The 25,393-nt window shown below is 59.3% G+C and carries 21 protein-coding genes; 10 read left to right on the top strand and 11 right to left on the bottom strand.

Annotated features, from left to right (window positions below; all coding sequences use genetic code 11):
* Positions 1-80: 80 nt before the first annotated feature.
* Entirely contained in the window at positions 81-1,238 is a 1,158-nt protein-coding gene (locus tag DFR51_RS02090; protein WP_126494571.1) for a glycosyltransferase family 4 protein, read from the top strand.
* Here DFR51_RS02090 and asnB read toward each other — a convergent pair.
* The 7 genes from asnB to DFR51_RS02055 form a co-directional block, all read right to left on the bottom strand.
* Complete coding sequence (asnB, locus tag DFR51_RS02085) at positions 1,217-3,172, bottom strand: asparagine synthase (glutamine-hydrolyzing) (protein WP_121047391.1); 1,956 nt, start codon at positions 3,170-3,172, stop codon at positions 1,217-1,219. The two genes, DFR51_RS02090 and asnB, sit on opposite strands and share 22 nt — an antisense overlap.
* Complete coding sequence (locus tag DFR51_RS02080) at positions 3,172-4,293, bottom strand: glycosyltransferase (RefSeq protein WP_121047390.1); 1,122 nt, start codon at positions 4,291-4,293, stop codon at positions 3,172-3,174. Before DFR51_RS02080 ends, asnB begins: the two co-directional genes overlap by 1 nt.
* Complete coding sequence (locus tag DFR51_RS02075; protein ID WP_121047389.1) at positions 4,290-5,513, bottom strand: O-antigen ligase family protein; 1,224 nt, start codon at positions 5,511-5,513, stop codon at positions 4,290-4,292. Before DFR51_RS02075 ends, DFR51_RS02080 begins: the two co-directional genes overlap by 4 nt.
* Positions 5,503-6,348, bottom strand: coding sequence for a class I SAM-dependent methyltransferase (locus DFR51_RS02070; RefSeq protein WP_121047388.1), 846 nt, complete (start codon positions 6,346-6,348; stop codon positions 5,503-5,505). Before DFR51_RS02070 ends, DFR51_RS02075 begins: the two co-directional genes overlap by 11 nt.
* Positions 6,349-6,394: 46 nt before the next feature.
* Positions 6,395-7,501 carry a glycosyltransferase family 4 protein gene (locus DFR51_RS02065; protein ID WP_121047387.1) on the bottom strand — a complete coding sequence of 369 codons (1,107 nt, stop codon included), beginning with the start codon at positions 7,499-7,501 and terminating at the stop codon, positions 6,395-6,397.
* Positions 7,498-8,742: a lipid II flippase MurJ gene (locus DFR51_RS02060; RefSeq protein ID WP_126494569.1), complete on the bottom strand. Its 1,245-nt coding sequence runs from the start codon at positions 8,740-8,742 to the stop codon at positions 7,498-7,500. The genes DFR51_RS02065 and DFR51_RS02060 overlap by 4 nt, the downstream gene beginning before the upstream one ends.
* A gap of 66 nt (positions 8,743-8,808) precedes the next feature.
* Positions 8,809-9,804 carry a GumC domain-containing protein gene (locus DFR51_RS02055; protein ID WP_147423389.1) on the bottom strand — a complete coding sequence of 332 codons (996 nt, stop codon included), beginning with the start codon at positions 9,802-9,804 and terminating at the stop codon, positions 8,809-8,811.
* A 260-nt stretch (positions 9,805-10,064) separates the two neighbouring features.
* On the opposite strand from DFR51_RS02055, the gene DFR51_RS02050 reads away from it, so the two are divergent.
* Positions 10,065-11,402 carry a UDP-glucose dehydrogenase family protein gene (locus DFR51_RS02050; RefSeq protein WP_121047384.1) on the top strand — a complete coding sequence of 446 codons (1,338 nt, stop codon included), beginning with the start codon at positions 10,065-10,067 and terminating at the stop codon, positions 11,400-11,402.
* Between the two features lie 9 nt (positions 11,403-11,411).
* On the opposite strand, the gene DFR51_RS02045 is transcribed toward DFR51_RS02050, so the two are convergent.
* Positions 11,412-12,842 (bottom strand): helix-turn-helix domain-containing protein, encoded by a 1,431-nt coding sequence (locus DFR51_RS02045; RefSeq protein WP_121047383.1) that lies wholly within the window; start codon positions 12,840-12,842, stop codon positions 11,412-11,414.
* Positions 12,843-13,058: 216 nt separating this feature from the next.
* Between DFR51_RS02045 and aceA the strand changes: the two genes are divergently transcribed.
* Both aceA and DFR51_RS02035 read left to right on the top strand, forming a co-directional pair.
* Positions 13,059-14,351, top strand: a complete 1,293-nt coding sequence (gene aceA, locus DFR51_RS02040) for an isocitrate lyase (RefSeq protein ID WP_121049608.1) — start codon at positions 13,059-13,061, stop codon at positions 14,349-14,351.
* A 248-nt stretch (positions 14,352-14,599) separates the two neighbouring features.
* Entirely contained in the window at positions 14,600-15,073 is a 474-nt protein-coding gene (locus DFR51_RS02035) for a VOC family protein (protein ID WP_160119117.1), read from the top strand.
* A 103-nt stretch (positions 15,074-15,176) separates the two neighbouring features.
* Here the strand turns inward: DFR51_RS02035 and DFR51_RS02030 are convergent, their stop codons facing one another.
* Complete coding sequence (locus DFR51_RS02030; RefSeq protein WP_121047381.1) at positions 15,177-16,109, bottom strand: DMT family transporter; 933 nt, start codon at positions 16,107-16,109, stop codon at positions 15,177-15,179.
* A gap of 86 nt (positions 16,110-16,195) precedes the next feature.
* Here DFR51_RS02030 and DFR51_RS02025 point away from each other — a divergent pair, with 86 nt between their 5' ends.
* Positions 16,196-17,287 (top strand): alkene reductase, encoded by a 1,092-nt coding sequence (locus DFR51_RS02025; protein ID WP_121047380.1) that lies wholly within the window; start codon positions 16,196-16,198, stop codon positions 17,285-17,287.
* 47 nt (positions 17,288-17,334) lie between these two features.
* Here the strand turns inward: DFR51_RS02025 and infC are convergent, their stop codons facing one another.
* Positions 17,335-17,853: a translation initiation factor IF-3 gene (gene infC, locus DFR51_RS02020; protein WP_197723697.1), complete on the bottom strand. Its 519-nt coding sequence runs from the start codon at positions 17,851-17,853 to the stop codon at positions 17,335-17,337.
* A gap of 180 nt (positions 17,854-18,033) precedes the next feature.
* Between infC and DFR51_RS02015 the strand changes: the two genes are divergently transcribed.
* Positions 18,034-19,584 carry an ArnT family glycosyltransferase gene (locus DFR51_RS02015; protein ID WP_160119116.1) on the top strand — a complete coding sequence of 517 codons (1,551 nt, stop codon included), beginning with the start codon at positions 18,034-18,036 and terminating at the stop codon, positions 19,582-19,584.
* On the opposite strand, the gene thrS is transcribed toward DFR51_RS02015, so the two are convergent.
* Positions 19,581-21,569 carry a threonine--tRNA ligase gene (gene thrS, locus DFR51_RS02010; protein ID WP_121047377.1) on the bottom strand — a complete coding sequence of 663 codons (1,989 nt, stop codon included), beginning with the start codon at positions 21,567-21,569 and terminating at the stop codon, positions 19,581-19,583. The two genes, DFR51_RS02015 and thrS, sit on opposite strands and share 4 nt — an antisense overlap.
* A gap of 165 nt (positions 21,570-21,734) precedes the next feature.
* On the opposite strand from thrS, the gene DFR51_RS02005 reads away from it, so the two are divergent.
* From DFR51_RS02005 to DFR51_RS01990, 4 genes are read left to right on the top strand one after another with little or no spacing between them, the layout of a single operon-like run.
* Complete coding sequence (locus DFR51_RS02005; RefSeq protein ID WP_243445576.1) at positions 21,735-22,841, top strand: YjgN family protein; 1,107 nt, start codon at positions 21,735-21,737, stop codon at positions 22,839-22,841.
* 6 nt (positions 22,842-22,847) lie between these two features.
* Positions 22,848-23,891, top strand: coding sequence for a M48 family metallopeptidase (locus tag DFR51_RS02000; protein WP_121047376.1), 1,044 nt, complete (start codon positions 22,848-22,850; stop codon positions 23,889-23,891).
* A 13-nt stretch (positions 23,892-23,904) separates the two neighbouring features.
* Complete coding sequence (locus DFR51_RS01995; protein ID WP_121047375.1) at positions 23,905-24,627, top strand: alpha/beta hydrolase; 723 nt, start codon at positions 23,905-23,907, stop codon at positions 24,625-24,627.
* On the top strand, positions 24,628-25,392 hold the full coding sequence (locus tag DFR51_RS01990; RefSeq protein ID WP_121047374.1) for a tetratricopeptide repeat protein: 765 nt from the start codon (positions 24,628-24,630) through the stop codon (positions 25,390-25,392).
* Position 25,393 lies beyond the last annotated feature (1 nt).

The raw sequence follows: 25,393 nt of genomic DNA, 5'->3' as shown, positions 1-25,393 counted from the left end.
GCGCAAGCCTAGCCAACCAGCGGTTGGACCATTTTAAGCACGCTTGATAACAAAACACAGCCCATAAAGGATCGATCGCCGTGCCGCGCCCTGCCCCCCAGTTGCTTATAGCCAGCCGATGCGCGCGAACTATGCTTTCACAACGGCGCGCGCTCGCACACGCTGCGATGCGCCAAGGTTTCAAAGTCATCGCGGTAGGCGAAGACACGGATAACGGACGTTCTGCACGCAAACTGGAACGCGAAGGTATCGCGTTTCACGCCATTCCGGTCCGGCAAGGCTCACTTAATCCTATCGCCCTGGTCTTGCTCATTCTGCAATTCATCAAAATTTTCCGAAAGATAAAGCCGGACATTTTTCACGCCTTTACCGTGAAGCCTGTAATCGCCGGAATGATTGCCGCCAAAATATGCGGCATCAATGTAAGAGTGGCCACCATTCCGGGGTTGGGGCATGGATTTTTGAGCAAATCAAAAATAATTAGCAGAACAATTATTTGTCTTTACAAAATTTCACTGAGCATATGCGATCATATATTTTTCTACAATCGACATGATCAGATCATTTTTGCACAGTTAAATATCGTTAATACAAAAAAAACATCGATTGTAAATGGCAGCGGAGTGAATACGGAATATTTTAAATTATCAAAAATGACAAAAAATACAAAAGTTTTTAAATTTCTTTTCATAGGACGACTTATAAAAGAAAAAGGAATAAACGATCTTATTCAAGCCGCGAACATAATTAAAAAGAATAATAGATTAATATCCATCTATATAGTTGGAGAAATTGACAAAAATAACCCATCAACGCTCACTGAGAAAGAAATATTTCTAGCCAAGAGTATGAATATTGTCCATTTCGAGGGACAAACTGACGATGTTCGCCCCTTTATTGAGGCCGCGAATGCCATCGTATTGCCTTCATATAGAGAGGGCATCCCTCTTGTCCTTCTCGAAGGAGCAGCCATGGGCCGGCCTTTAGTCGCCACGAACGTGCCCGGATGCAGCGACGTCGTGCGCCCGGGCGAAACTGGATACCTCGTCCCGGCAGGTGACCCGGAAGCGCTCGCGGCCGCCATGATGCAAATGGCCGAAAATCCAAGCCTCGCAAGGTCTATGGGCGACGCCGCGCGCCAAGACGCCATCGCCCGATTTTCCGCCGAGGCGGTTTCCTCGGTCGTTCTTGAACTTTACAATGCACTACTAGCGCGTCATTCGGCCTTAGACGCCTGATGCCAAGACTGGAACATTAGTACGTCCCACAACAAATATCGATGATCCCGCCTCCCCGACAGGTGTTCGCTCCATAACCGGCGAACAGGGGCCGGGTCGATTGGTCCATCACGCAACTTGCGATCACTCAGCAAATCTTCCACCCAGCCGCGTAACCCTCCCCGCATCCAATCCCCTATCGGCACGCCGAAACCCATCTTCGGCCTGTCCACGAGCGCGCGCGGAACATAGCGGTACAGTACTTGCCGCAACACGTGCTTCCCCCCGTCGCCCCCCCGCTTCATGCCGAGCGGCAAAGTCCACGCAAACTCAAATATACGGTGATCGAGGAGCGGCACTCGGGTCTCAAGACTGTTGGCCATGGCGGCGCGGTCCACCTTCACCAAAATGTCATCAGGCAGGTAGCTGACCGTATCCATCAGCATCATCCTGTGCGTCATGTCGCTTATAGTCTCCGCGTACTGCGGGTCGAAAAACGGCAATAACGGTTCGCTGGATCCTGCCACAAGGTTCTTTGGCTCGGTCCAGTGAGAAACCAGCATCCGATAGACCGCCTCGGGGCTGGGCTGACGAAGCACACCACCCGCCTTGAACAGACGATCGCCCAATCGTACAGGCCCCAAACCAAAGGCTCGGCTGATGGCATTTCCCGCAACGTTGACCATCGACGACGGAAGCTCCTGCAGCGCCGTACCGACGAAACTGCGGAGGGGCTGAGGGAACATGCGGATCTTGCGCCATAGGTCACCATGCAGCGCATAACGCGAATACCCACAGAACAACTCGTCACCGCCATCCCCAGACAAGGCTACGGTTACCGACCGACTCGCAAGCTGCGAAACAAGGAACGTCGGAATTTGGGACGAGTCTGAAAAGGGTTCATCATAGATTGTTGGAAGCAGGGGAATGACGGCCTGCGCCTCCTCAGGCCGGATGTAGAGCTCAGTGTGCTCCGTTCCCAAGTGCTTTGCGACTATCTTTGCATGCTTGGCTTCGTTGTAACCCTCTTCATCGAAACCGATCGTAAAGGTCTGAATCGGGCGGGAAGATTGCGCCTGCATCAGAGCCACCACCGTTGAGGAGTCAATTCCTCCTGACAGAAAAGCGCCGAGAGGAACATCAGCGACCATCTGCCCGGAAATGCTATTCTGGAGATGCCGCTCAAGCGCATCTGCGGCCTCTGCCTCAGAGCCGGTGAATGGAGCGCGAAGCCCTGCTTCCGCGGCACTATTCGCGCTCCAGTAAACCACGGCCTCGCCCTCGCTGCGGGCGCGCCGCGCTGCGGAATCGAAATACAAAATTGTCCCAGGAGTGAGCTTGGAAATCCCCTGGTAGATCGAAAACGGTGTCGGAATGTAATTATGCCTGAACTGGAGCGCGATCGCGTCGGGATTTAACTCGCCGAGAAACGCCGGATGTCGACGTAACGCCTTCAGTTCAGAACCGAATATAAAGGCCTCACCCTGCCAACCGAAGTACAGCGGCTTCTCGCCGAAACGGTCCCGCGCCAGCGCCAATCGCTTGTCGCGAATATCCCAAAGCGCAAATGCGAACATGCCCACACAGCGCTTGACGGCCTCCTCAATTCCCCAAACGTCAACCGCCGCGAGTACCGTTTCTGTATCCGAATGACCGCGCCACGAGATCGACTCAATCGTCTGAAGTTCACGGCGGAGATCAAGGTGATTGTAGATTTCTCCGTTGAAGATGATGACGAAACGACCGCTGGGCGAAATCATCGGCTGGTGCCCAGCGGCGGACAGGTCAACGATCGACAGGCGGCGGTGCACAAAGCCCACGCCATCGCGTTCGTCGAACCAAAGTCCCAGATCGTCCGGACCGCGGTGAGCAATTGCCTCCCCCATGCGAACCAGAGTCATGTTCGCTTGTTCAGACGAGGCAGAGAAGGAGAGAAAACCGGCAATGCCACACATTATGTATTCACCACGGAGTAATAGAGACGCTCATACTGACGCACGATCTGATCAAGCGAGTAAACCGAAACAATCCTCTCCCGCCCGAACCTGCCCATTGCCTGTCGCTGTACGACCGGCATTGCGGCCAATGCCTTCAACGCGGCACCCAAAGCGATCTCATTTTCAGCCGGAACCACCAAACCCGCCTTCCCTACGACGTCGCGGCAATCGCCAACGTCTGTCACGACACAGGGTATCCCACATGCCATGGCCTCTCCCACGACGTTGGGAAAGGCCTCACTTTTCGAAGCCAAACAAAGTGTATCTATGGCCGCATAGTAGCGAGGCATGTCAGGCTGCTCTCCTAGGAGTATCGCATGGCTTCGCAAGCCTGCCGCCTCCAACTGCCGCAGGAGCGGAACATTCTTCTCGTCGACACCTCTTCCACACATCAAAATACGCAATTGCGGGACCTCAGTCAGAATTGAGGCACAAGAATCGATAAAGCCTGTATGATTCTTCACTGGATCAAGACGTGCAAAAAAGCCCACAAGAAAATCATTGTCTGAAATGTCGAGTTGCTTTCGAATGGAAGCTCGCTGTTCCGAATCCGGGGAAAAGCGCCGAGTGTCAAACCCATTTGGTATGATACGAAATTTTGTATCCCGATAGCCTTCACGGACGTGAACGTCCTTTGCCATGTTCGAATTCGTGACAATGCGGGTCGGCACGCAATCGGAGAGCAGAGCGCACGCGCGCATCGTGAAGCGCGTCGGCAACGACCCAGCACCACCTGGCAATTCGTTGTTCCGGATATTCCAGATCACAGGTCGATCGGTCAGCATCCTTGCGACGATGCCGCCCAGGAGATCGGCATGATACATCCATGTTTGAACGATATCCGCGCGGGTAGATCGAATCTTCCCGACAAGACCTGAGATGCCGGCGAGGCGGGGTATGTGCAGGGCAGATACATTTATACCTGTATCTCTCATACACTCGGCTATTGGACCAAAGTCTGTCAAGGAAACCACTTCATTTCCGAAATGATCCTTGTTCATTGCGCCGATCAGCTTGGCGAGCATGGTTTCCGCGCCGCCCACCGACAAGCCTGTAATGATGTGCAATACGCGGATCATGCGCGTTCACGATTTCCGTATCGAGACGATATGAGGATGAATGCCAACAACCAATGCGTGCTATTAAACAAATTATGAGAAAACATGCCGAAATATACAGCCAACAGCGCTCCCCCAACCTGTAACCTACAGTTTGAGAAATACTCACCCTTCGAGAGAATCCACAGAAGACTGCCCCACAACGCCAATCCCACGAGACCTAACTCTGCGGCAAGCAGAACGACCTGATTATGGGTGCTTGCACGCAGATGCCAGTTCCGGGTCGCGCCTGCGCCGCCGCCAAGGATGGGGTTCTCGGCAAACATTTCGATGCCGGCCTCCAGAACATAAAGACGTTCAAGGCTGCTCGCATCCTCCAGGCTTCCGCTCTGAAAAAAGTTGATCCGACCCACTAGGTTCTCGGCCCCTTCCGCCAAGTCCTCACGGCCCGCCACATAAGTTACGATCACCGCACTGAACGCCACGATTGAAACGGCACCAATGAAAAGCGACCCCACTACTTTCTTGGAAACCGCGCCAGCATAGACGAGGATTAGAAGCACAAGCCCCCAGCCGAGCATTGCCGCTCTTGAAAACGTTGCCAGAACACCGATGCCGGAAACAACCAAAAGGATAATCCGCCAGCGCGGTGACAATATGGGAGCCACGAGAAGCGTGGCCAACAATGCCGCCTCTCCAGCGCCGTTTGGATTGATGAAGGTTGCCGCCCCCCGACCAAGGACCGCACCTTCCGTCCCCAGAGGATAAAGAAGACCTGGCCGAACAAAGTCCAGCACGATCAACGCGGGTAAAAGAAACGCCGCAACTGCTAAGCCTGTATGCCTGACACTGCGATCCATCAGAGTGAGACTTGCGGCCGGAAGCAATGCCGCCAAAATAATCATTAAATCGATGGCAATAGTTGACGAAACTCTTTCAGAATATTTTATATATGAAATTAAAAGATATATATAGTATATGATTATAACAAAAATTGACCAAACCAAAAAAGGTTGGTTTAAAATAATTCTAAATTTATTTCCATGTATTGTGATAGATAAAAAACATAGAAATGATAATATAGAATAAAAAACAACCGGTGGAAAATTATAATTTACAGATAAAAAGTTTGGAATGTTTAATATTAGTGATGCTATGCAAATATTTCCAACAATATTTAGATATAAAAAAGACCAATGCCGAGCGTTATCATTATGGATTTTAATTGGATTACTTGTCATGGCTATTTTTAAAGAATACGTATTCGTTGCACCCTAGCCCACCAGCGCATGTAGACAATCTTTCCAGAGAAAACCCCTTCTTGTAATAGAAATCGAAGATTTGCTCTGGCTTGGCCACTTCAAACGGCAAACCTCCCACCCAATCAATAATATCGTGCCAGCGACTCATGCCTCTCTGCTTTTTGTATTGCGTCCAAGAACGAAAATATCCGCTTGGATTTCCTCTTAGGACGTACGCCATAAATGACGCAACCTCACGGGGAAACATCACAAAGAACGCAAATATGTTGCGAAGAAAATTTGGTAATCTATTATAAATTTTCTTTACAATCAGCCAATATCTGCTGAACAGCCCTTGATCATTATATATCGAGATAAACAACTTTCCGCCGTTATCTTTTACCTTCAGCGATGCATTCTGCAACGCATCCCACATCGAGCCAGTGTGATGCAAAACACCCCAACTATACACGATATCGAATTCGGGAAGAGCATCCAGATAATCTGTGTCCAACGCTGACCCTTGTTCGATCTTCCATTCCTCGCAGTTTGGGAAATATCTCCTCTTTAGTTCGATCGCGCATGCGACGGAATTCGGATCAAAATCAAAGGAATGTACCGTCGCACCCAACCGCCGCGCCGCAAGAGAGAACAGGCCGGAGCCGGAGCCGATATCAAGAAGCGATAGACCCTTAAGAGTTTCGACTTCTAGCATCGTACGAAGTGATTTTTCAGCCTGCTCAATCCGCGCCTCGTCCAATACTTTGAGAAAATTTGACCAGTTCTTTCCAAATCCAAAACGTTCTCCGGAATCGATTTCGCTTACAGCGTCCATTTCTACCTCCTTACAAACTCCAACTTGCCGACATTCCCTTCGGCAATTAGCCTGCGAGGATATGCGTTCGAAACAGCGCTTTCCAGCGATCATAAACCCGGTCGACAGACAGGCGAGAAATGATATCTGGAGCAGCCGCTCGATATCTCGCAAGGAGATCAGGATTTTCCATCAATTTTTCCATCGCGTTAGCCAGTTCTTCAATTTGCCCGGGCTTGACCAAAATGCCATCTATACCATTGCGTACAATATCTGCCGGTCCAGCCAAACAGTCGTAGGCAACTGCAGCACATCCCGAAGCCAAAGCCTCCACCAAGACGTTAGGAAAGCCCTCGAATCTTGACGAGAGGACAAACATTTCGGCCCGGGCATACCACATGGCCATGTTGCCCACGCGACCCGGCAAGCTCACCCGGTTCTCAAGACCCAATTCAAAAACGCGTTGTTGGATCGAACGGTACTGCTCACCAGTGCCCGCTATTACAAGTCGCCAATCGGGAAAACGATATGAAATTCGCCCCCAAGCCTCCAGAAGCAGATCAAATCCCTTTTCGGGTCCAAAGCGACCGACCGCCAAGCAGATTCTGTTACCGTCTGGGATCGGAACAAATGGCGGGCTATCTGCAACGGGCCAATGGCAGGCATTAGGAATTACCTCAACCCGCTCCATTTTGCATACGCTTCTGATCCAGACGGCTGCAGCCTCCGTTTGCACTGTCACTGCATTTGCATAACGGTAAAGCAGCTTACGCAGAACCCTCCAGTGCATGGGCAAAAGTATAGCGCCGGGATGAGATCGTTCGGCAACAATTACTGGAATTTTGGTGGAAACCGTCGCCAATATACTCAGTATGCCTGCAGCCGGCATTACTCCGACAACAATGTCTGGTCGTAAACTCTTGACTGCCTTTCGGATTCTAAAAACCCGCCATAAGGATAATAATGCACCAATCACCGGGTTACGACTGACTACAAATAGCCCCAGTTCTATTCGTTTAACGCCTTGGTCAAGCTGGTACGCGTCAAGGTCGCGGCTACCAAATGTAGCAATGGTGACGTTCCAACCCTTCGCCCGAAAATGGCTCGACAAGTTAACAAAGGCTCGCTCCGCCCCACCCCCCTCCAAAGAGGGAATCACGATCATCACGTTCATGAACGGAAGGCCCTGCGTGACATAATCAACAGAAAGATCAGGGAGATAGCATACATTATTGTAGTGCCGAGCGCTATCCCAGCCGCGCCGTAATGGGAGGCAAGGACGGTATTCGCCGCCAGCTTCACGAGCACGTTTAGAATGGCTCCGATCGCAATCCATCGATAATGACCGGTGGAGGCCAACGCCTGAACAAGAATTATACCGGCCATATACGCCGGCACCTGAAGAAGTCCGCATTGAAATATTGTCGACACCAACAGGGTATCGTCCGATCGGAAGGCGCCGCGCTCAAAAAGAAACGCAATGGCATAGGGCGCAGAAAACCATCCAACGAAGGCCACACCCAATCCAGCAAGAAACGACCACCGAGCCCAGAGCATCGCGTGTTTGAAGACGAGACCATGACCCTCTCTTGCTGAGATATCCGACAGTACAGGAAAAATCGCACTCGCCACCATCGAACCACCAAAGGTGACGAGTAAGCTTACGACGCGATTTGCGTATCCCAGCGCGGCAACATCGCCTCCGGCCAGCTCTGCTGTCATCCAGGGGTCGATCACGTTCGTCAGGCTCATGACGACCTGACTGATAATCATGACGCCCAGCCCTTTGCGGATCGGCAACCAATACTCTGAGCGAAAACCCAAACGCGGTAAGGCGAAGGCACGATGTTTGCGGGCGTAGAAAATAGCCACACCAAGGAAAACACAATAGCCGGTAACCGTACCCAAGACTAGGGTATCGACGCCTGAAGCAGGCAGAGCCACAAATGGGATGAGAACGAGGGCAGGAACGCTCTCGATCAAATGCATGCCATAACGTTCCTTTGCAAGAAGGCGAACCGCAAAGCCCGCACCTATCGCAGCTAGGGCACCGACGAGAGCAAGCTGCTCCAGCATCGATCGTCCGAAATCTCCAAGTTCATCCGGAAACACACCCAGCCGCGCTGTCGCCAATAGCCCTCCGGTCCAGAACAAGCCCACCAGGGCGGTGAAGGCGGAGAATTCGCGAGTAAATAGCTCTTTCGAACCACGTTCTCCCAGTTCCGCCCTCATCATCACCGGCACTACGACAGACGTCAGCACGGATTGAAGCAACATCGGAAGCCAGAGAACGATCGCCATCGCAAAAACGTAGGCATTGGCAATCTCGCCAGCACCGAAGCGCCACGCGACAATAACCTCTTTAAGCGCACCAAGCGTCTTGGCGATTAGGAGAAAGACGAACAGCCAAGACATGTTCCGCAGGACACGCACATGGAGCGGTTTGTCGCGATCGGGATTCTGGGCCAATTCAGATCGCCGTCAAAGCCGTGCTGCTCCTGGGTTCCGCTGATGGAATTCAATGGCCAGAGACAGGATCATTCCCAGCAGAAGAGAGCCGACCACGGTCATCACAAGCAAAAGACCAGCTCTCGGCCGGGTCGGCCGGTCCGGCGTGTAAGCTTCCCCAATGGGTTCCGCTGCATAAGCGACATTTGCGCTGGCCATCATTCGCGAACGTTCCTGAACGGCAAGAATATCCGCAATCGCCTGCCGGTATGACGCGATATCCGTTTGCCTGAGCCGCAGTTCAAGATTGCGAATATTCTCGTTGGCACGGCGAAGGTTACGCGCGCGAATGATCTCGTCCGTCACCTGGTGAAGTCGTGTCAGAAACCGTTTAGCGAAGGCTGAATCGGGATGTGCGAAAGACAATGTGACAACCGACGTGAGCTTGTTTTCCTCCACTTCAAGTTGAAGTTCCAAAAACCTTTGTAGTTGTGCCGCACCCGGTGGCGCCCATTCGTAGACAGGCACCCCCAAAACGCCCTTCACCACGTCGCGCAGTCCCGAAAAGAAAGTTTTGTGTTCCCGCCATCTTTGGGCAGTGGGATCCCACTCAGCGGCGAAAAGACCTCGCATGATCGTCGGGTCCCGGCTCAGCTGCTCCGCAACTTCTCGTGAACGCAGCTGCTCCGTATAGACGAGGAACGGCGGGAGGTTTTGGCCTTCATTTAATCGCAGACCAGCAAGGGCGGCAAGACCACCAATACCTGATCGCAAAGAATTTTCACTTGAGGGCGCCGGAACAAGTTTTATTTGAGCGACATATTTGAAAGTTGCGAAATTGATATACGTATAATACGTCGTCATACACGCGACAAAGATAGCAGCTATAATCTTCCATCTTGACAGAGACATCTTCAGAACTTGCAAAAGCGTAAGTTCTGCAAGCACAGTATACTGGATTGTCTTTTCACGGCATTCAGGTACCGCAGTTTCTCCAGACACGCCGCTATCGGAATGAAACTGATTCAAGAACTACCTCCCGATCTCGCGTCCCAACGTCCCCGTGGTCAGTAGACCCGACAGCACGACGTGCCCGCAGACTGTCGCCATACACCGGCATAACCCTTTATCGAAGCGCCATTAGCTGCAACCCGACAAGCAAGCAACGCCCCATGCCAGGAAAAGCTGAACGCGCCGTCCCGATGCCGGAGGAATCGGTCAGCGGGTTGCTTGCTCTTCCTAGGCCCTTGCGGCAAGGCCGTGTCACAGCGCAATCCACGGAGTAGGCCATGCAAATTGTAATGATCGGTAGCGGGTATGTAGGCTTGGTGTCCGGTACCTGTTTTGCGGAATTCGGTCACAACGTCGTCTGCATCGACAGCAATGCCGCTGTGATTGAAAATCTCCAGGCCGGCATCATCCCTATCTTCGAACCCGGCCTAGACACACTGGTTACACGGAACATAAGCGCCGGAAGGTTACGCTTTTCAACGGATACGGCATCCGCGGTCGCGGTCGCGAATGCCGTTTTCATCGCCGTGGGAACACCATCGCGACGGGGTGACGGCCACGCGGATCTCACCCACGTCTACGCTGCGGCGCGCGAAATTGCAGCTGCAGCCCCCGACGACTGCGTAATTGTCGACAAATCGACGGTGCCTGTGGGTACAGCGCGCGAAGTTGAAGCCATATGCCGGGAAGTCGCGCCCCATAAACAGCTCAGCGTGGCGTCCAACCCAGAATTTCTTCGGGAAGGATCAGCCATCGAGGATTTCATGCGTCCCGATCGAGTGATTTGCGGTGTAGACGACCCAAAAGCGGAATCCGTGCTGCGGGCGATCTACCGGCCGCTCTCGCTAAGAGAAACACCGTTAGTTTTTACCGACCGTGAAACAGCCGAAGTTATCAAGTATGCAGCAAATGCATTCCTTGCAATAAAAATAAGTTTTATCAATGAGATATCAGACCTATGCGAAGCCGTCGGCGCGAACGTTCAGGATGTTGCAAAAGGTATAGGCCTAGATAAGAGAATTGGTTCAAAATTTCTCCATCCTGGACCCGGCTACGGCGGCTCCTGTTTCCCAAAAGATACACTTGCGCTTCTGCAAACGGCTCGCTCGAACGGGGTCCCGCTTAAGATCGTTACCGCCGCGACAGAAGTGAATAACACTCGCAAAGGGGAGATGGTTGAGCGTGTGATCCGACTCTGTGGCGGCTCCGTTGCAGGCAAGAAGATCGCTGTCCTTGGCGTTACGTTCAAACCCAACACAGACGATATGAGAGAGGCTCCTTCGCTGATGATGATACCCGCCTGGCAGGCAGCCGGAGCACAAATCTCAGCTTTCGACCCGCAAGGACGGGGACACGCAGACCAGTATTTTTCGCAGGTGAACTGGGCGAACGATCCCTATGAAGCAATTGTGGGAGCCGACGCCGCCGTACTGCTGACCGAATGGAATGAGTTGCGGGCGCTCGATTTGGCCAAGGTAAAGGCTCAGCTTAAATCACCCCTGTTTATCGACTTGAGAAACGTTTACCCACCGGAAGACATGCGATCTGCAGGCTTGCAATATCACTCGATTGGCCGTCCTTACCGAGACGCAGGGGCACGATCACTTCCAGCCTAGCTTTTATCCTCAAGAACTACCCGTATGGCCGAACTGCACCGGGTTTGGGCCGCGCTGTTTCTCATCGATGATGAGGCTGCTGTTGGCGGGCGGCCGCGCGCGCTGGCGGCAGTGCGGGCGTTCGCAGAGTTCGCAGCCGAGGCCGATCGGCGTCGCGTCGCCGCTGCCGAGATCAAGCCCGCGCGCGTAAACGAGGCCGTGGGCATGGCGCGCTTCGCACCCGAGCGCGATTGCATATTCCGGACGCACGCCGCCATAGGGCTGCGCATAGGCGCGCACCGTTCGCGCGATCGACACATATTTCGTGCCGTCCTCCATCTCCACAAGCTGGCGCAGAATCTGTCCCGGTCGCTCGAACGCCTTGTGCAGCGTCCACAGCGGGCAGTTGCCCCCATGGCGCGAGAAGGGAAACCCGCCCGCCGAGAAGCGCTTCGAGATATTGCCGGCGCGGTCGACGCGAACGAGGAAGAAAGGAATGCCTCGCGCGCCGGGGCGCTGCAGCGTGGTCAGCCGGTGCGCGACCTGCTCCAACCCCGCACTGAACCGCGCCTGCAGAAGATCGAGATCGTATCCCGTCGCCTCGCAGGCCGTATGAAAACGGCCGTAGGGCATCATTAGCGCAGCGGCGAAATAATTGGCGAGGTTCTGCACGAGCAGCCGCTCGGACGCCGCATCGGGCATCCCGGCGCGCGCGACGATTGCATCGATCTCGCCGCGGCCTTCGGAAAGCGCGAGCTGATACGCCGCCTGAAAACTGCGCGAGGCGGGATCGAGCAGCTCCGAAAGCTGCAGCTGGCGGCCGTGGAGATCCAGGCGGCGGAGCAGTTCCGGCATCACCTCGGCGGGCAGGATGCGCACGGTAAGGCCATGGCGTGCGCGGAGCCGATCACTGACCGCCGCAAAGAAATCCGGGGCAGCGAGGCGCAGTTCGTCGGCAAGCGCCTCGGCACGGGCTTCAAGTTCCGGGAAGTGGTTGCGGCGATCCTGAATGAACGCGCGAACGAGTTCGAGCGGGCCGTCGCCTTGCGGCGCCTCGGCACCGCTGCTGCGGGCGTCGCGGAGCGCGCTGCGGAGCCGCACGATCGCCTGTGCGATGCCGGGTGAGGCGGCGACGAACTCCTGCACTTCGGCGCGACCGACATCGAGGCCTTTGAGCAGCGGGTCGGCCAGGGCTTCTGCGACGTCGAGCGCGAGGCGGTCGTCGTCCGCGCCCGTCAGCTGGCGGAGATCGAGATTATACTGGTGCGACAGCTTGAGCAGAAACGGTGCGGTCAGGGGGCGCTGGTTGCGTTCGATGAGGTTCAGATAGGAAATCGAGACGCCGAGCTCTTCGGCCATGCGGGTCTGGGTAAGACCGAGCTGGCTGCGCAGGCGGCGCACGCGGGGCCCTGCGAAGAGCTTTCCGCGCGGTTCGGCAGTGTCGATTGCAACGCTGGCCATTTGTACGTCTCTTTTACTTTTTTACATCGAAGACACGAAATTTACAGACACTTACACACGTTTTTTACACGATTCTCTTGAAGCGAGTACGAGAAACGAGAGAAGGCATCAATAGCAGATTTGCAACGCAGCGCGATTCGCACAGCCCATTTCGAAGGCCGGTTTCCGCACTGCAATGTAAAAAGACTGTGAATGGTTAACACGGAGTCATACAAAATGAGCGCCCAGCCGACCTTCGAATCGCTGATCCCCTCAGCCCCCGCCGGCCGCTTCGACGGCATCAAGCGTCCGTACACGCCCGCCGATGTGGAGCGTCTGCGCGGTTCGTTCCCGATCGCCTACACGCTCGCCGAGCGCGGCGCGAACAAGCTGTGGGAGCTGCTGAAGACCGAGCCCTACATCAATTCGCTGGGCGCGCTTTCGGGCAACCAGGCGATGCAGATGGTGCGCGCGGGTCTGAAGGCCATCTACCTTTCGGGCTGGCAGGTCGCTGCCGACGCCAACACGGCGGGCGCGATGTATCCCGACCAGTCGCTGTATCCCGCGAACGCCGGCCCCGAGCTGGCCCGCAAGATCAACAACGCACTGATGCGCGCCGACCAGATCGAGCATTCCGAAGGCGGCGCCAAGCGCGACTGGTTCGCGCCGATCGTGGCTGACGCCGAAGCCGGCTTCGGCGGCCCGCTCAACTGCTTCGAGATCATGAAGGCGTACATCGCGGCGGGCGCCTCCGGCGTTCACTACGAGGACCAGCTCGCCTCCGAAAAGAAGTGCGGCCACCTCGGCGGCAAGGTGCTGATCCCGACACAGGCGCACATCCGCAACCTCGACGCCGCGCGCCTCGCCGCCGACGTCTGCGGCGTGCCGACCGTCATCTGCGCCCGCACGGACGCAGAGAGCGCCAAGCTCATCACCAGCGACATCGACGAGCGCGACCGCGAGTTCCTGACCGGCGAGCGCACGCCCGAAGGCTTCTTCCGTCTGAAGGACGGCACCGGCGTCGACCATTGCATCAAGCGCGGCCTCGCCTTCGCCGAGCACGCCGACCTGCTGTGGTGGGAAACCTCGGTTCCGAACCTCGACGATGCCCGCCGCTTCGCTGAAGCGATCAAGAAGGCGTTCCCGAACAAGATGCTGGCGTACAACTGCTCGCCCAGCTTCAACTGGGAAAAGAACCTCGATAAGGACACGATCGCCAAGTACCAGCGCGAGTTGGGCGCCATGGGCTACAAGTACCAGTTCGTGACGCTGGCGGGCTTCCACCAGCTGAACTACGGCATGTACGAACTGGCACGCGGCTACAAGGATCGCGGCATGGCTGCCTATTCCGAGCTGCAGCAGGCCGAATTCGCCGCGGAAGCCAACGGCTACACCGCGACGCGCCACCAGCGCGAGGTCGGCACCGGCTATTTCGACATGGTCGCGACGACGCTCGCGGGCGGCGAAAGCTCGACCACGGCGCTCGCCGAATCGACCGAAGCCGATCAGTTCAAGAAGGACGCGGCATAAGCCGCACCTGATCGCGTTACCTGATCACCGGGGAGGGTGACGAGGCGCCCGTCGGGACAACCGGCGGGCGCTTCTTTTTTTGGGGCGGGCTGCGTGATTCAGCAATCATGAAGCCCGCCCTATCTCTTTGTGGGCGCATCGTTTTGCGTGGAAAACCGGTTCCCACTTTTCCGCACGATGCTCCATGTCGCGTATCCGTCATAAACACGGTGCAAGGATGCGGGTCAGATCAAACGCCGGAGCCAGCGATGACCCGTTTCAACCCCAAGCCGCAGGATGCGCCGTGGCTTACCCCCTATCTCGTGCTCACCGACTGGGCGGACAATCGCCGCTACTACGAGAAGGTGTTCGGTTTTGAACTGGGGCTGGTGATTGACGGGCCGGGCCATATGCCGATCCACGCCGAGTTCCGCTACAAAGAGCAGCTGCTCTTCATGTGCGCACCCGAAGGCACCGGCGGCAGCCCGATCCGCAGCCCGCGCTCCGAAGCGCTCGATCATTCGCCGGTCAGCTTCTGCGTCTATGTCGACGACGTCGATGCCTTTACCAATCACGCGCTGGAAGCCGGCGGCATCATGACCGAGGAGCCGGCCGACCAGTTCTATGGCGAGCGCCGTGTCACCTTCATCGACCCGTCGGGGTACACGTGGATGTTCATGTCGAACATCACGGCAATGAGCGACGACGAGATTCGCGCAGCCGCCTCAACGATGGCGGGATAACGCCGCGCGCGTTTGGTCGTCGGTCGCGAAGGCCGTTTCAACCGCTGCGCGGCAAGTCGAGGCTGCACCCTTGGGGCGTTCGCCGCGCCTCCTGCAAAAGACCTCAGGCGGACGGCGGCTCTCCAGACGGCGTAGCACCGCCGCCTACCGGCGGTACGCGCTTTTCCACGGGCGGACGCGCTGCACTCGGCCGCCGGACGAGCATGATCGCCGCGAACAGGATCGCGACGCCCGTCGCGGCGACCGGCGTCAAGACTTCCGCGAACCAGACATAACCGAACGCCGCAGCGAACACGGGCTGGATGAGGAGGCCGACACCGCTGGCGACCGGCGGCAGGTGCGGCAGCGCATAAACGATGAGCCCCTGCCCGATCACCTGGCTACCGAGCGCGAGCAGCACAACGGGCACCCAATCCTGGGGCCAGAACGCACCCGGCGCCATAAGCGCCAGCGGCAGCATGAACAGCGCGCCCACGAGCGTCACGGGGGCAAGCGTCGCTATTGCTGAAAGGCCGCCGCGCGCCCGGTCGATGACCACGAGATAGGCGGTGTAGAAGATCGCAGCGACGAAGCAGAGCAGATCGCCCAGAAGATGATCGGACGAGAGGCTCGCCGACTCGCCCATCAGCAGCGCGATGCCGATCGCCGCCATCACCAGAGCCAGTCCGGCGATCGGTGTCGGCCAGCGCCGCATGACGAAATAGCCCCAGATCGGGAACAGGAACGCGGCACTGTTCGCGATGATCGTGGCGTTGGCAAGCACCGTGTAGCCGATGCCGAGATGCCAGGCGACGAGGTCGGCCGCGAAGAAGAAGCCGGCAAGGATCAGCCAGGGCACGCTGCGTCGTGGCGGCAGCAGCGGCGCTTGCCGGTCTGCCACGCGGGCAAGCCCATAGAGCAGCGGCACGGCAAGGGCGAGGCGCCAGAATGCGGACTGCGTTGCCCCAACATCGGCAAGGCGCACGAGCAGCGGCCCCGCCGAGAGCATGGCGCTGCCTGTCAGAAACAGCGGGAAAGCGAAGCGGGGAGTTTTCATTGCCGCGGCAATACCTAATCTTGTTTGTCGCCGCCATACCGCGTTCCCAAGTTACGCGGCAGAGGGACACAAGCAGGAATTTTGTGATGCCGACACTCTTCGACCCCGTTCAGCTCGGCGCCATCAGCGCCGACAACCGTATCCTGATGGCGCCGCTGACCCGCGCACGCGCCGACCGTGATGGCGTTCCGCAGGCGTTCGTGAAGGACTATTACGCCCAGCGTTCCGGCGCGGGCCTTATCATTTCCGAAGCGACCGGTATCTCGCGGCAGGGCCTCGGCTGGCCGAACGCGCCGGGTATCTGGTCCGACGCGCAGGTCGAAGCCTGGAAGCCGGTGACGGCAGCCGTGCATGCGGCAGGCAGCAAGATCGTGAGCCAGCTCTGGCACATGGGCCGCCTCGTCCACCCGTCGGTGAGCGGCATGGAATCGGTTTCATCAAGCGCGATCCAGGCGCCGCACTACGCCCACACCTATGAAGGCAAGAAGGACTATGTCGTTCCGCACGTCCTCACGAAGGACGAGATCGCGGCAATCGTTTCCGACTATGCCGCCGCTGCCCGCAACGCGATCCGCGCAGGGTTCGACGGCATCCAGCTCCACGCGGCGAACGGATATCTGATCGACCAGTTCCTGCGCGACAATTCCAACACCCGCGATGACGAATATGGCGGCAGCCCGGAGAACCGCACGCGCTTCCTGAACGAGGTGCTGGACGCCGTGATCGCGGAAATCGGCGCGGACCGCACCGCGATCCGCTTTTCACCGAACGGCGAGACGCAGGGCACCGACGACAGCAACCCGGCCACGCTGTTCGACGTCGTCGCGCGGCAGCTGGCGGGCCGCGGCCTTGCATTCGTGGAACTGCGCGAGCAGCGCCCGGGCGGGACGTTCGGCAAGACCGACGTGCCGCTGGTGTCGCCGTCCTTCCGCCGCCTTTACGACGGCCCGCTGGTGCTCAACAACGACATCACCCCCGAGATGGCGGCGGAGTTCGTGGAAAGCGGCAAGGCCGATGCCATCGCCTTCGGCCGGCCGTTCATAGCGAACCCCGACCTTCCGCTCCGCATCAAGGACGGCCACCCGCTCGCAACCGAAGATTACAAGCTCTGGTACGCGAACGGCACCGAGGGCTACACCGATTATCCGACCTGGGAACAGGCGCAGGCAGCGGCCTGATCGCCTAAAGGGAAAGCCCCTCCTCGAATGGGAGGGGCACCACCCGCCTACAGCTTCGGCGCGATCACCATCAGCATCTGGCGCCCTTCGAGCTTCGGATGCTGCTCGACCTTGGCGTACTCCGCCGTATCCAGCTGCACACGCTCCAGGAGCTTCATGCCGAGCTGAAGGTGCGACATCTCGCGGCCGCGGAAACGCAGCGTCATCTTGACCTTGTCGCCTTCCTCGATGAAGCGCTGAACGGCTTTCATCTTGGTGTCGTAATCGTGGTCGTCGATGTTCGGACGCATCTTGATCTCCTTGATCTCCTGCGTCTTCTGGTTCTTGCGAGCGGCGTTCGCCTTTTTCTGCGCCTCGTACTTGTACTTGCCGACGTCGAGGAATTTGGCGACGGGCGGGTCCGCATTCGGCGAGACCTCGACGAGATCAAGGCCCACCTCGGCTGCCGCTTCAATCGCTTCTGCTGTGAGCATCACACCGAGGTTTTCACCTTCGTGATCGATGACACGGACTTTCGGGGACTGGATGAACTCGTTGTAGCGAGGGCCCGAAAAGTTTTGCGGCACCGGAGGGCGCCGAGTCAGAGGCGGTCGAATAGCAGTCTCTCCATAACAATTGGCGAAAATCGAAGGCGCCTATGTAGTCGCTCACCGCGCTTTCGAAAAGAGCGCCGTTGCAACAGGCGTGCGGAAAAATTTCGGCCCGCTTTAAGGAAAAAGAGAATGCCGCCATGGCAAGGAACAGCCATGCAGTCGAGCATACGCTCTCAGACATCGTCCGATCCGGCTTTCGCCGTACCGTGGCCCACGATTGCGGCTGCCTTCCTCGTTGCGAGCGTTATGGCGGCAATGCTTGCGCTGAACTGGCACGGATTCCGGGGCGGCGGCGGCGACGATTGGCAGTATCTAGACGCTGCCCGCTGCCTTCGGGACAATGTTCTGTGCCTTCCCGAAACCCACTGGGCAGCGCGCTATGCGCTCGTCGGCCCGCTGGCCGCGACATCGGCGCTTTTCGGAGAGAGCCATCTGACTGTTGGGCTGCCGTCGCTTCTGGCGACATCTGTGGTGCTGATCACCCTCTTCCTGTCCGTGGGGCGTATTACCGACCTGCCTGCCGCCCTTATCGCCTGCTTGATGCTTGTTCTCACGCCTGTCTTTGTGGACCGAGCAGTGCGGCCGAACGCCGACATGATAGAGCTTGGCTGGAGCGTGCTCAGCGCCGGGCTGCTATTGCGTGCGCGAGGGGAGCGCGGACTGCTCCTGGTTGCAAGCGGGCTATGCGCGGGCCTCGCGTTCGGCGCACGCGCGACGGCGATCGCACCTGTTGCCCTTATTATCGTGGGGTGGGCTTTCGCGACATGGCGCCACCGGCCCTGGCGCAATTTTCTCGAATGGGGACTGGCGGCGGCGATTCCCATTCTCGCCGAGGCCGCTTTCCATGGCGCCTTTCACGGCGATCCGCTGCTGCGATGGGCGCTTGAGCTCAACCATACCGCAATCCCGTCGGCAGCGCTCGCCGCAGAGCATCGCGGTGCCTTCCCCTTCTTCAATCCCGCACTGATCGGGGCATGGCCGGTTCGGTTCGGGCCGGACATCCACTGGACCGTCAACGGTCTCGTCAGTCTCTTCTTTTCACCCGCCATCGCGCTCACGCTGGTCGTTTCGATCGGCAGTCAGCTATTGGTCCGCCTCGTTCGGGCTCCGGTCCCACGCTGGACGCCGCTGCTTTTCGCAGGTGCGTTCGGTCATTTCGCCATTCTCGTCTACGGTCTTGGGATCGACCCGACGCCACGCATGTTCCTGCCCGGCATCACACTTTTGTGCGTGGCCGCAGGGATCAACATCGCGGCACTGTGCGCGCACCGCCCGGTCCTTACCGCCGGGGCACTCCTCGCTCCGCTTTTTCTGCTTTTCCTGGCGCGCGCAGCCTCCGTCCAATACGCCGCGCTCGACCTGCTCGCGCTTGATCGCGCAGCAACGCGGATGATTGCGGGCGCCCCGCAACCGCTCGCAGGCGGCCTCAGCACGCTTCGAATGCTGGCGCTTAACACTGCCGCGCAAACGCTCCCATACGCATCTCCGGACAGTCCGTCCGTTCTCGTTCTGGCACCGCAGGGATGTACCGTTCAGGCGCAAAACATGGGATCATCCGAAACCGTTGCGGCGGTGCTGAACGGCACATCGCTGACGAAATCTGATCCTTCGCTTGTCGCGTGGATGCGCGAACGCCGCATCCTGCTGGCACCGCAGGCACCCACAGCACTGTGCATCATTACGCGGTCGCCGCGCGGCGGCTAACGCATGTCGGGCGCCGTCGCCTCGCCCTGCAGCCACGCGATCGCCTCTTCGAGCGGCATCACCTTCTGGCGCTCCTCACCAAGCGTGCGGACGGCGACCGTGCCCTCCTCCGCCTCGCGCTTGCCGACGACGAGGAGGTGCGGGACCTTGGCGAGGCTGTGCTCGCGCACCTTGTAGTTGATCTTCTCGTTGCGCACGTCCGCCTCGGCGCGCAGGCCCGCGGCGCGGAGCTTTTCGACCACCTCGCTCGCATAGCCGTCCGCATCAGACACGATGGTCGCGACGACCGCCTGCACGGGCGCGAGCCACATCGGCAGCTTGCCGGCGAAGTGCTCGATGAGGATGCCGATGAAGCGTTCGTACGAACCGAAGATCGCGCGGTGCAGCATCACCGGGCGGTGACGCTCGCCATCCTCGCCCACATAGCTCGCATCGAGCCGGTCCGGCAGCACGCGGTCCGACTGGATCGTGCCCACCTGCCATGTGCGGCCGATCGCGTCGGTGAGGTGCCATTCGAGTTTCGGCGCATAAAAGGCGCCCTCGCCCGGCAACTCCTCCCATCCGTATTCGGGCGTGTCGAGCCCTGCAGCGGCAACAGCCGCGCGCAGTTCGGCCTCGGCCTTGTCCCACACTTCGTCGCTGCCGAAGCGCTTCTCGGGGCGCAGCGCCAGCTTGATCGCGTAGGTGAAACCGAAATCCTTGTAGATGCGGTCGGCGAGCGCGCAGAAGGCACGCACCTCCTCCACGATCTGGTCCTCGCGGCAGAAGATGTGCGCGTCGTCCTGCGTGAACTGGCGCACGCGCATCAGGCCGTGCAGCGCACCGTGCGGTTCGTTCCTGTGGCAGCAGCCGTTCTCATACAGGCGCAAGGGAAGGTCGCGGTACGACTTGATGCCCTGACGGAAGATGAGGACGTGCGCCGGGCAGTTCATCGGCTTTAGCGCCATCCAGTCCGCATCCTCAGAGACGATCGGGCCTTCGTCCTCGACGTTCGGCACTTCGTCCGGGATCACGAACATGTTCTCGCGGTACTTGCCCCAGTGGCCGGACTGCTCCCATTGGCGCGCGTCCATCACCTGCGGCGTCTTCACCTCGCGGTAGCCCGCGCCGTCGATCGCGCGGCGCATATAGGCTTCGAGCGCCCGCCAGATGAGATAGCCCTTGGGGTGCCAGAAGACGCTGCCGTGCGCTTCCTGCTGCAGGTGGAACAGGTCCATCTCCTGCCCCAGCTTGCGATGATCGCGCTTCGCCGCTTCCTCCAGCATGTGGAGGTGCGCGTCGAGCTGCTTCTTGTTCAGCCACGCCGTGCCGTAAACGCGCGAGAGCATCGCGTTCTTCTGGTCGCCGCGCCAATAGGCGCCCGACACGCGGGTGAGCTTGAATGCCTGCGGATCGAGCTTGCCGGTGGAGGCGAGATGCGGCCCCCGGCACATGTCGAACCACTTGTCGCCCGACCAGTAGACGCTGATCTCGTCGCCCGCGGGCAGCTCTGCCGCCCACTGCGCCTTGAACGTCTCGCCCATTTCATTCCAGCGCGCGATCAGCGCGTCGCGGTCCCAAACCTCGCGGCGCAGCGGCTGGTCGGCGCGGATGATGCGGCGCATCTCCTCCTCGATCGTCGGCAGGTCTTCCTCGGTGAAGGGACGCACAGGGGCGAGATCGTAGTAGAAGCCATCCTCGGTCGCCGGACCAAAGGTGATCTGCGTGCCCGGGAACAGGTTCTGCACCGCCTCGGCGAGGATGTGTGCGAAATCGTGGCGCACGAGTTCGAGCGCGTCCGCCTCGTCCTTCACCGTCACCAGCGCAAGCGCGGCGTCGCGCTCGATGGGGCGTTCCAGGTCGATGACCTCGCCGTCCACCTTTGCCGCAAGCGCCGCCTTCGCCAGCCCCGGGCCGATCGCGCGCGCCACGTCGCCGCCCGTCGTACCGCGCGGCATCTCGCGCACGGAACCGTCGGGCAGGGTAAGGCGGATCATCTCGGACATGGGCTTTTTCGGACTTTTTATGGTTGAATGACGCGGGGCTTATGCCTTTTCCATGCCAGCGCTGGCAACAGGCGCTTTGCAGCGCGGCAGATCCATACGCCACTTGTCACACACGGATAATAAGCGCAGCATATCAAGTATTTCCGAATACGGGGGATTGTATTCATGGACGAGACGACTCCGGTTGATATGAAAACCGGCGAATTTGCCGACGGCGTTACTTTCCACGGCCGTTGGCAGGAATTCCTGCCGATTGCACTCACCAACCTGCTGCTCATCATCGTGACGCTCGGAATCTACCGATTCTGGGCAAAGACGCGCGAACGCAAATATTTGTGGAGCCGGACCCAGTTCATTGACGAACGGCTCGAATGGGCGGGCACCGGCAAAGAGATGTTTATCGGCTTCCTGATCGTGATGGCGATCTTCGTGCCGATCCTGCTGTTCTTCCAGTTTGGCCTGCAGGCACTGGTCCTGCGCGGTCAGGGCGCACTCGCATCCATCCTCGCCCTCGGCCTCTATCTGGCGATCTTCTATCTGGCAGGCCTCGCCCTGTTCCGTGCGCTGCGCTACCGGCTAAGCCGCACCTACTGGCACGGCATCCGCGGCGGCAGCGATGACGGCGGCTGGAACTATGCCGGTTCGGCCATGCTGAAATACATCATTGGGTTTGTGACGCTGGGCCTGCTGGTTCCATGGGCCATGGTAAACCTGTGGCGCGAACGCTGGGGCAAGATGAGTTTCGGCCCCTATGCGTTTGAAACCGGCGACGGGCCGGCCGTGCAGGGGCTGATGGGGCGCTATCTGCTGATCTATGCCACGCCGGTGCTGTGGGCGATCCTCGTTTTCGTGCTTGGCCTGGGCACTGTCTTCGCTGTGGGCACCAATCCAGACCCGCGGGCGATGGCCGGCATGATGGGAACGTTTTTCCTCTCGATGATCGGCTTTTACGTCATCTTCTCGCTTGTCAGCCTCGCGTATTACGCCGTGTTCATGCGCAAGGTGGTTGGCGAGATGACACTCGGGACTCTCAGCTTCGCATTCAATGCCCGCACGATGGACTGGGTGAAGCTGATCCTCGGCAACATCGCGCTTGTCGTCTTCACACTCGGCTTCGGCGTCATGTACCTCGGCTACCGGCACTGGTCGTTCTACGTGCGGCATCTCGAAGTGCATGGCGAGGTCGATCTGGCGGCACTGACGCAGTCGACCACGCGCATCAGAAGCGATGCCGAAGGCCTTGCGGACGCGTTCGACATCGGCGCAATCTGACGCTTGATGACGAACGCCTGGCTGTACGATGGTGAATCCGCGCTGCGGCGGAGCGTGACGCTCGCTGCCCGTGATGGCGCGCTGGAGATCGCGGGGGAAAACGGCACCGCGCGCGTCGCCCCTGACGATCTCGTGTTCATCGAAAGTCGCCCCGACGAGCGTATCTACGGACGCAAGGACGTGCTCGGCTGGCGGCTCGGCGTGCCCGAACCCGTTGCCGACACGCTTGCGGCGCTGCTCCCCCATGCCGCGCGCTACGGCGGCTGGATCGACCGCGTCGGCCTTTGGCGGGCGAGCGCCATCGGCCTTGCCGTATCGGCGGCGGTGCTGTTCGCGGTCTACCAGCTGCCGCATTGGCTCGCGCCGCTCGTGCCCGACCGCGTGATGAAGAGCTACGGCGATGCGATGGTCGGCGATTTCGGCGGCAAGTTCTGTGCCGGACCGGGCGGTCAGGCGGCGCTCGATACGCTCACTCGGCGACTCGCACCGGAGGTGAAAGACCTCAACGTTCGCGTCGTGAACCTGCCCATCGTGAACGCCGCCGCGCTTCCCGGCGGCAATATCGTGATCTTCAACGAGCTGCTGAAAGAGGCGAAGAGCCCCGAGGAGTTTTCAGGCGTACTCGCGCACGAGATCGCGCATATCGAGCACCGCGACGTTGCCGAGGCCATGGTGCGCGAGCTTGGGCTCGGTCTCGTGCTCACGACGCTCGGCGGGGATGTCGCAGGCAATGTCCACAGCCTGCTCTCGCTCAGCTACAGCCGCGATGCGGAAGGCGCCGCCGACGCCGAATCGATCGCGATGATGAACCGCGCGCGCATTTCGCCCGCGCCGACCGCAGGCTTTTTCGAGCGTCTGGCAAAGGATGAGAACACGATCGGCGGCGCGGACGTGCTCGTCTACCTCTCGTCGCACCCGATTTCGAAGGGCCGCGCTGCTGCGTTCCGCAAAGGTGCCGCGAAAGACACCGCCTACACCCCCGCCCTCTCCCGCGACGAATGGGACGCGCTCGTCGATATCTGCCATAACGACCCCGACCGGCAAGACTGACGACAGGAGTTCCATGCCCACGATCACGTCGCGCGGCGGCATTCCGCTCGCCTACGCACACCGCGCGGGAAACGGCCCGACATTCGTATTCCTGCCCGGCTACATGTCCGACATGGAGGGCGGAAAAGCGCTCGCGGTGGATGCGTGGTGCGCCGAAAACGGTCGCGGGTGTCTGCGCCTCGACTATTCGGGCTGCGGTGCGAGCGGCGGCGCGTTCAGGGACGGCACGCTGACAGGCTGGCGGGACGACGTTCTCGATGTGATCGCGGCGGCGGCGCCGGAAGGCCCGCTGGTGCTGATCGGATCGTCGATGGGCGGCTGGCTGATGCTGCTCGTCGCGCTTGCAATCCCCGCGCGCGTTTCCGGCCTCGTCGGCATCGCAGCCGCGCCGGATTTCACCGACTGGGGCTTCACCGATGACCAAAAAGCCGCCTTCGCGCGCGGCGAGGACCTCGTGGAACCGTCTGCCTATTCGGACGAACCGTACGTCACCACCGCCGCATTCTGGTGTTCGGGAGAAGCGAACCGGCTGCTCGACGCGCCGATCCCCCTCACCTGCCCCGTCCGCCTGCTGCACGGACAGGCCGACCCGGACGTGCCGTGGTCCGTCTCGCTCCGGCTCGCCGAAGCGCTTGGTTCAGCGGACGTACAGACGCTGCTGGTGAAGGACGGCGACCACCGCCTGTCGCGGCCGCAGGATATTGCCCTGCTGCTGCGCGTGATCGAGGATCTGTAGATGTCGATGCTTGCCGCCCTGATACTGATGCAGGTCGTCGCGCCGCTGCCTGCCTCGCCCCATGCCGCCACGACGCCAAGCGAACAGGCGCTTTATGCGGACTGCGTGCGCGCGGCGAACGAAGGCGTGCCCGGCGCCATCGACGCGGCGACGCAGTGGAAGAACGGCACCGGCGGCGTTCCGGCGCGCCACTGCCTCGGCCTCGCCTACATGGGCGCGAACCGGCCGGCAGACGCGGCGCGGGCGTTCGAGGATGCGGCACGCGTGGCGGAAGCGCAGGGCAACCCCGCCGCCGCTGAGCTGTACGGGCAGGCAGGCAACGCGCTGCTGCTCGCCGAGGAATATGCGCGCGCCGAGGTTGTACTCAGCAACGCGCTCGTCCTTGCGGCGCGGCAGGGCGGCAAGGCGAAGGGGGAGCTGCTGATCGACCGCGCCCGCGCCCGTGAGGCACAGGGCAACAGCACCGGGGCCCGCACCGATCTTGAAGAGGCGGTCACGCTCGCTCCCGATGACGCAGCGGGCTGGCTGTTGCTCGGTGTGCTCGCACGGCGTGAGGAGCGGCTGGAGGCTGCCCGCCCCGCACTTGCGAACGCGCTGAGGCTTGCGCCCGGCGACCCCGACGTGCAGCTCGAAGCCGGAAACATGGCCGCCATGGACGGCGACTATGCGAAGGCGCGCGCACTGTGGAACGCCGCTGTCAGGGCCGGACGCGATACGCCCACCGGCAAGGCCGCCGACGCCGCGCTGCTCAGAAACCCCGAATAGT

Origin of the sequence: Sphingosinicella microcystinivorans (assembly GCF_003634215.1) — a bacterium.
GTDB classification, from domain to species: domain Bacteria; phylum Pseudomonadota; class Alphaproteobacteria; order Sphingomonadales; family Sphingomonadaceae; genus Sphingosinicella; species Sphingosinicella microcystinivorans.
Note: the sequence above shows the minus strand (reverse complement) of the source record. Positions and strands in the feature narration are given on the sequence as shown.

Coding starts and splice junctions, on each gene's coding strand:
- asnB (WP_121047391.1), bottom strand. CDS start 3,172: ATGTGTGGCATTGCCGGTTTTCTCTCCTTCTCTGCCTCGTCTGAACAA.
- DFR51_RS02080 (WP_121047390.1), bottom strand. CDS start 4,293: ATGATCCGCGTATTGCACATCATTACAGGCTTGTCGGTGGGCGGCGCG.
- DFR51_RS02075 (WP_121047389.1), bottom strand. CDS start 5,513: ATGACAAGTAATCCAATTAAAATCCATAATGATAACGCTCGGCATTGG.
- DFR51_RS02070 (WP_121047388.1), bottom strand. CDS start 6,348: ATGGACGCTGTAAGCGAAATCGATTCCGGAGAACGTTTTGGATTTGGA.
- DFR51_RS02065 (WP_121047387.1), bottom strand. CDS start 7,501: ATGAACGTGATGATCGTGATTCCCTCTTTGGAGGGGGGTGGGGCGGAG.
- DFR51_RS02060 (WP_126494569.1), bottom strand. CDS start 8,742: ATGTCTTGGCTGTTCGTCTTTCTCCTAATCGCCAAGACGCTTGGTGCG.
- DFR51_RS02050 (WP_121047384.1), top strand. CDS start 10,065: ATGCAAATTGTAATGATCGGTAGCGGGTATGTAGGCTTGGTGTCCGGT.
- DFR51_RS02045 (WP_121047383.1), bottom strand. CDS start 12,842: ATGGCCAGCGTTGCAATCGACACTGCCGAACCGCGCGGAAAGCTCTTC.
- aceA (WP_121049608.1), top strand. CDS start 13,059: ATGAGCGCCCAGCCGACCTTCGAATCGCTGATCCCCTCAGCCCCCGCC.
- DFR51_RS02035 (WP_160119117.1), top strand. CDS start 14,600: ATGACCCGTTTCAACCCCAAGCCGCAGGATGCGCCGTGGCTTACCCCC.
- DFR51_RS02030 (WP_121047381.1), bottom strand. CDS start 16,109: ATGAAAACTCCCCGCTTCGCTTTCCCGCTGTTTCTGACAGGCAGCGCC.
- DFR51_RS02025 (WP_121047380.1), top strand. CDS start 16,196: ATGCCGACACTCTTCGACCCCGTTCAGCTCGGCGCCATCAGCGCCGAC.
- DFR51_RS02015 (WP_160119116.1), top strand. CDS start 18,034: ATGCAGTCGAGCATACGCTCTCAGACATCGTCCGATCCGGCTTTCGCC.
- thrS (WP_121047377.1), bottom strand. CDS start 21,569: ATGTCCGAGATGATCCGCCTTACCCTGCCCGACGGTTCCGTGCGCGAG.
- DFR51_RS02005 (WP_243445576.1), top strand. CDS start 21,735: ATGGACGAGACGACTCCGGTTGATATGAAAACCGGCGAATTTGCCGAC.
- DFR51_RS02000 (WP_121047376.1), top strand. CDS start 22,848: ATGACGAACGCCTGGCTGTACGATGGTGAATCCGCGCTGCGGCGGAGC.
- DFR51_RS01995 (WP_121047375.1), top strand. CDS start 23,905: ATGCCCACGATCACGTCGCGCGGCGGCATTCCGCTCGCCTACGCACAC.
- DFR51_RS01990 (WP_121047374.1), top strand. CDS start 24,628: ATGTCGATGCTTGCCGCCCTGATACTGATGCAGGTCGTCGCGCCGCTG.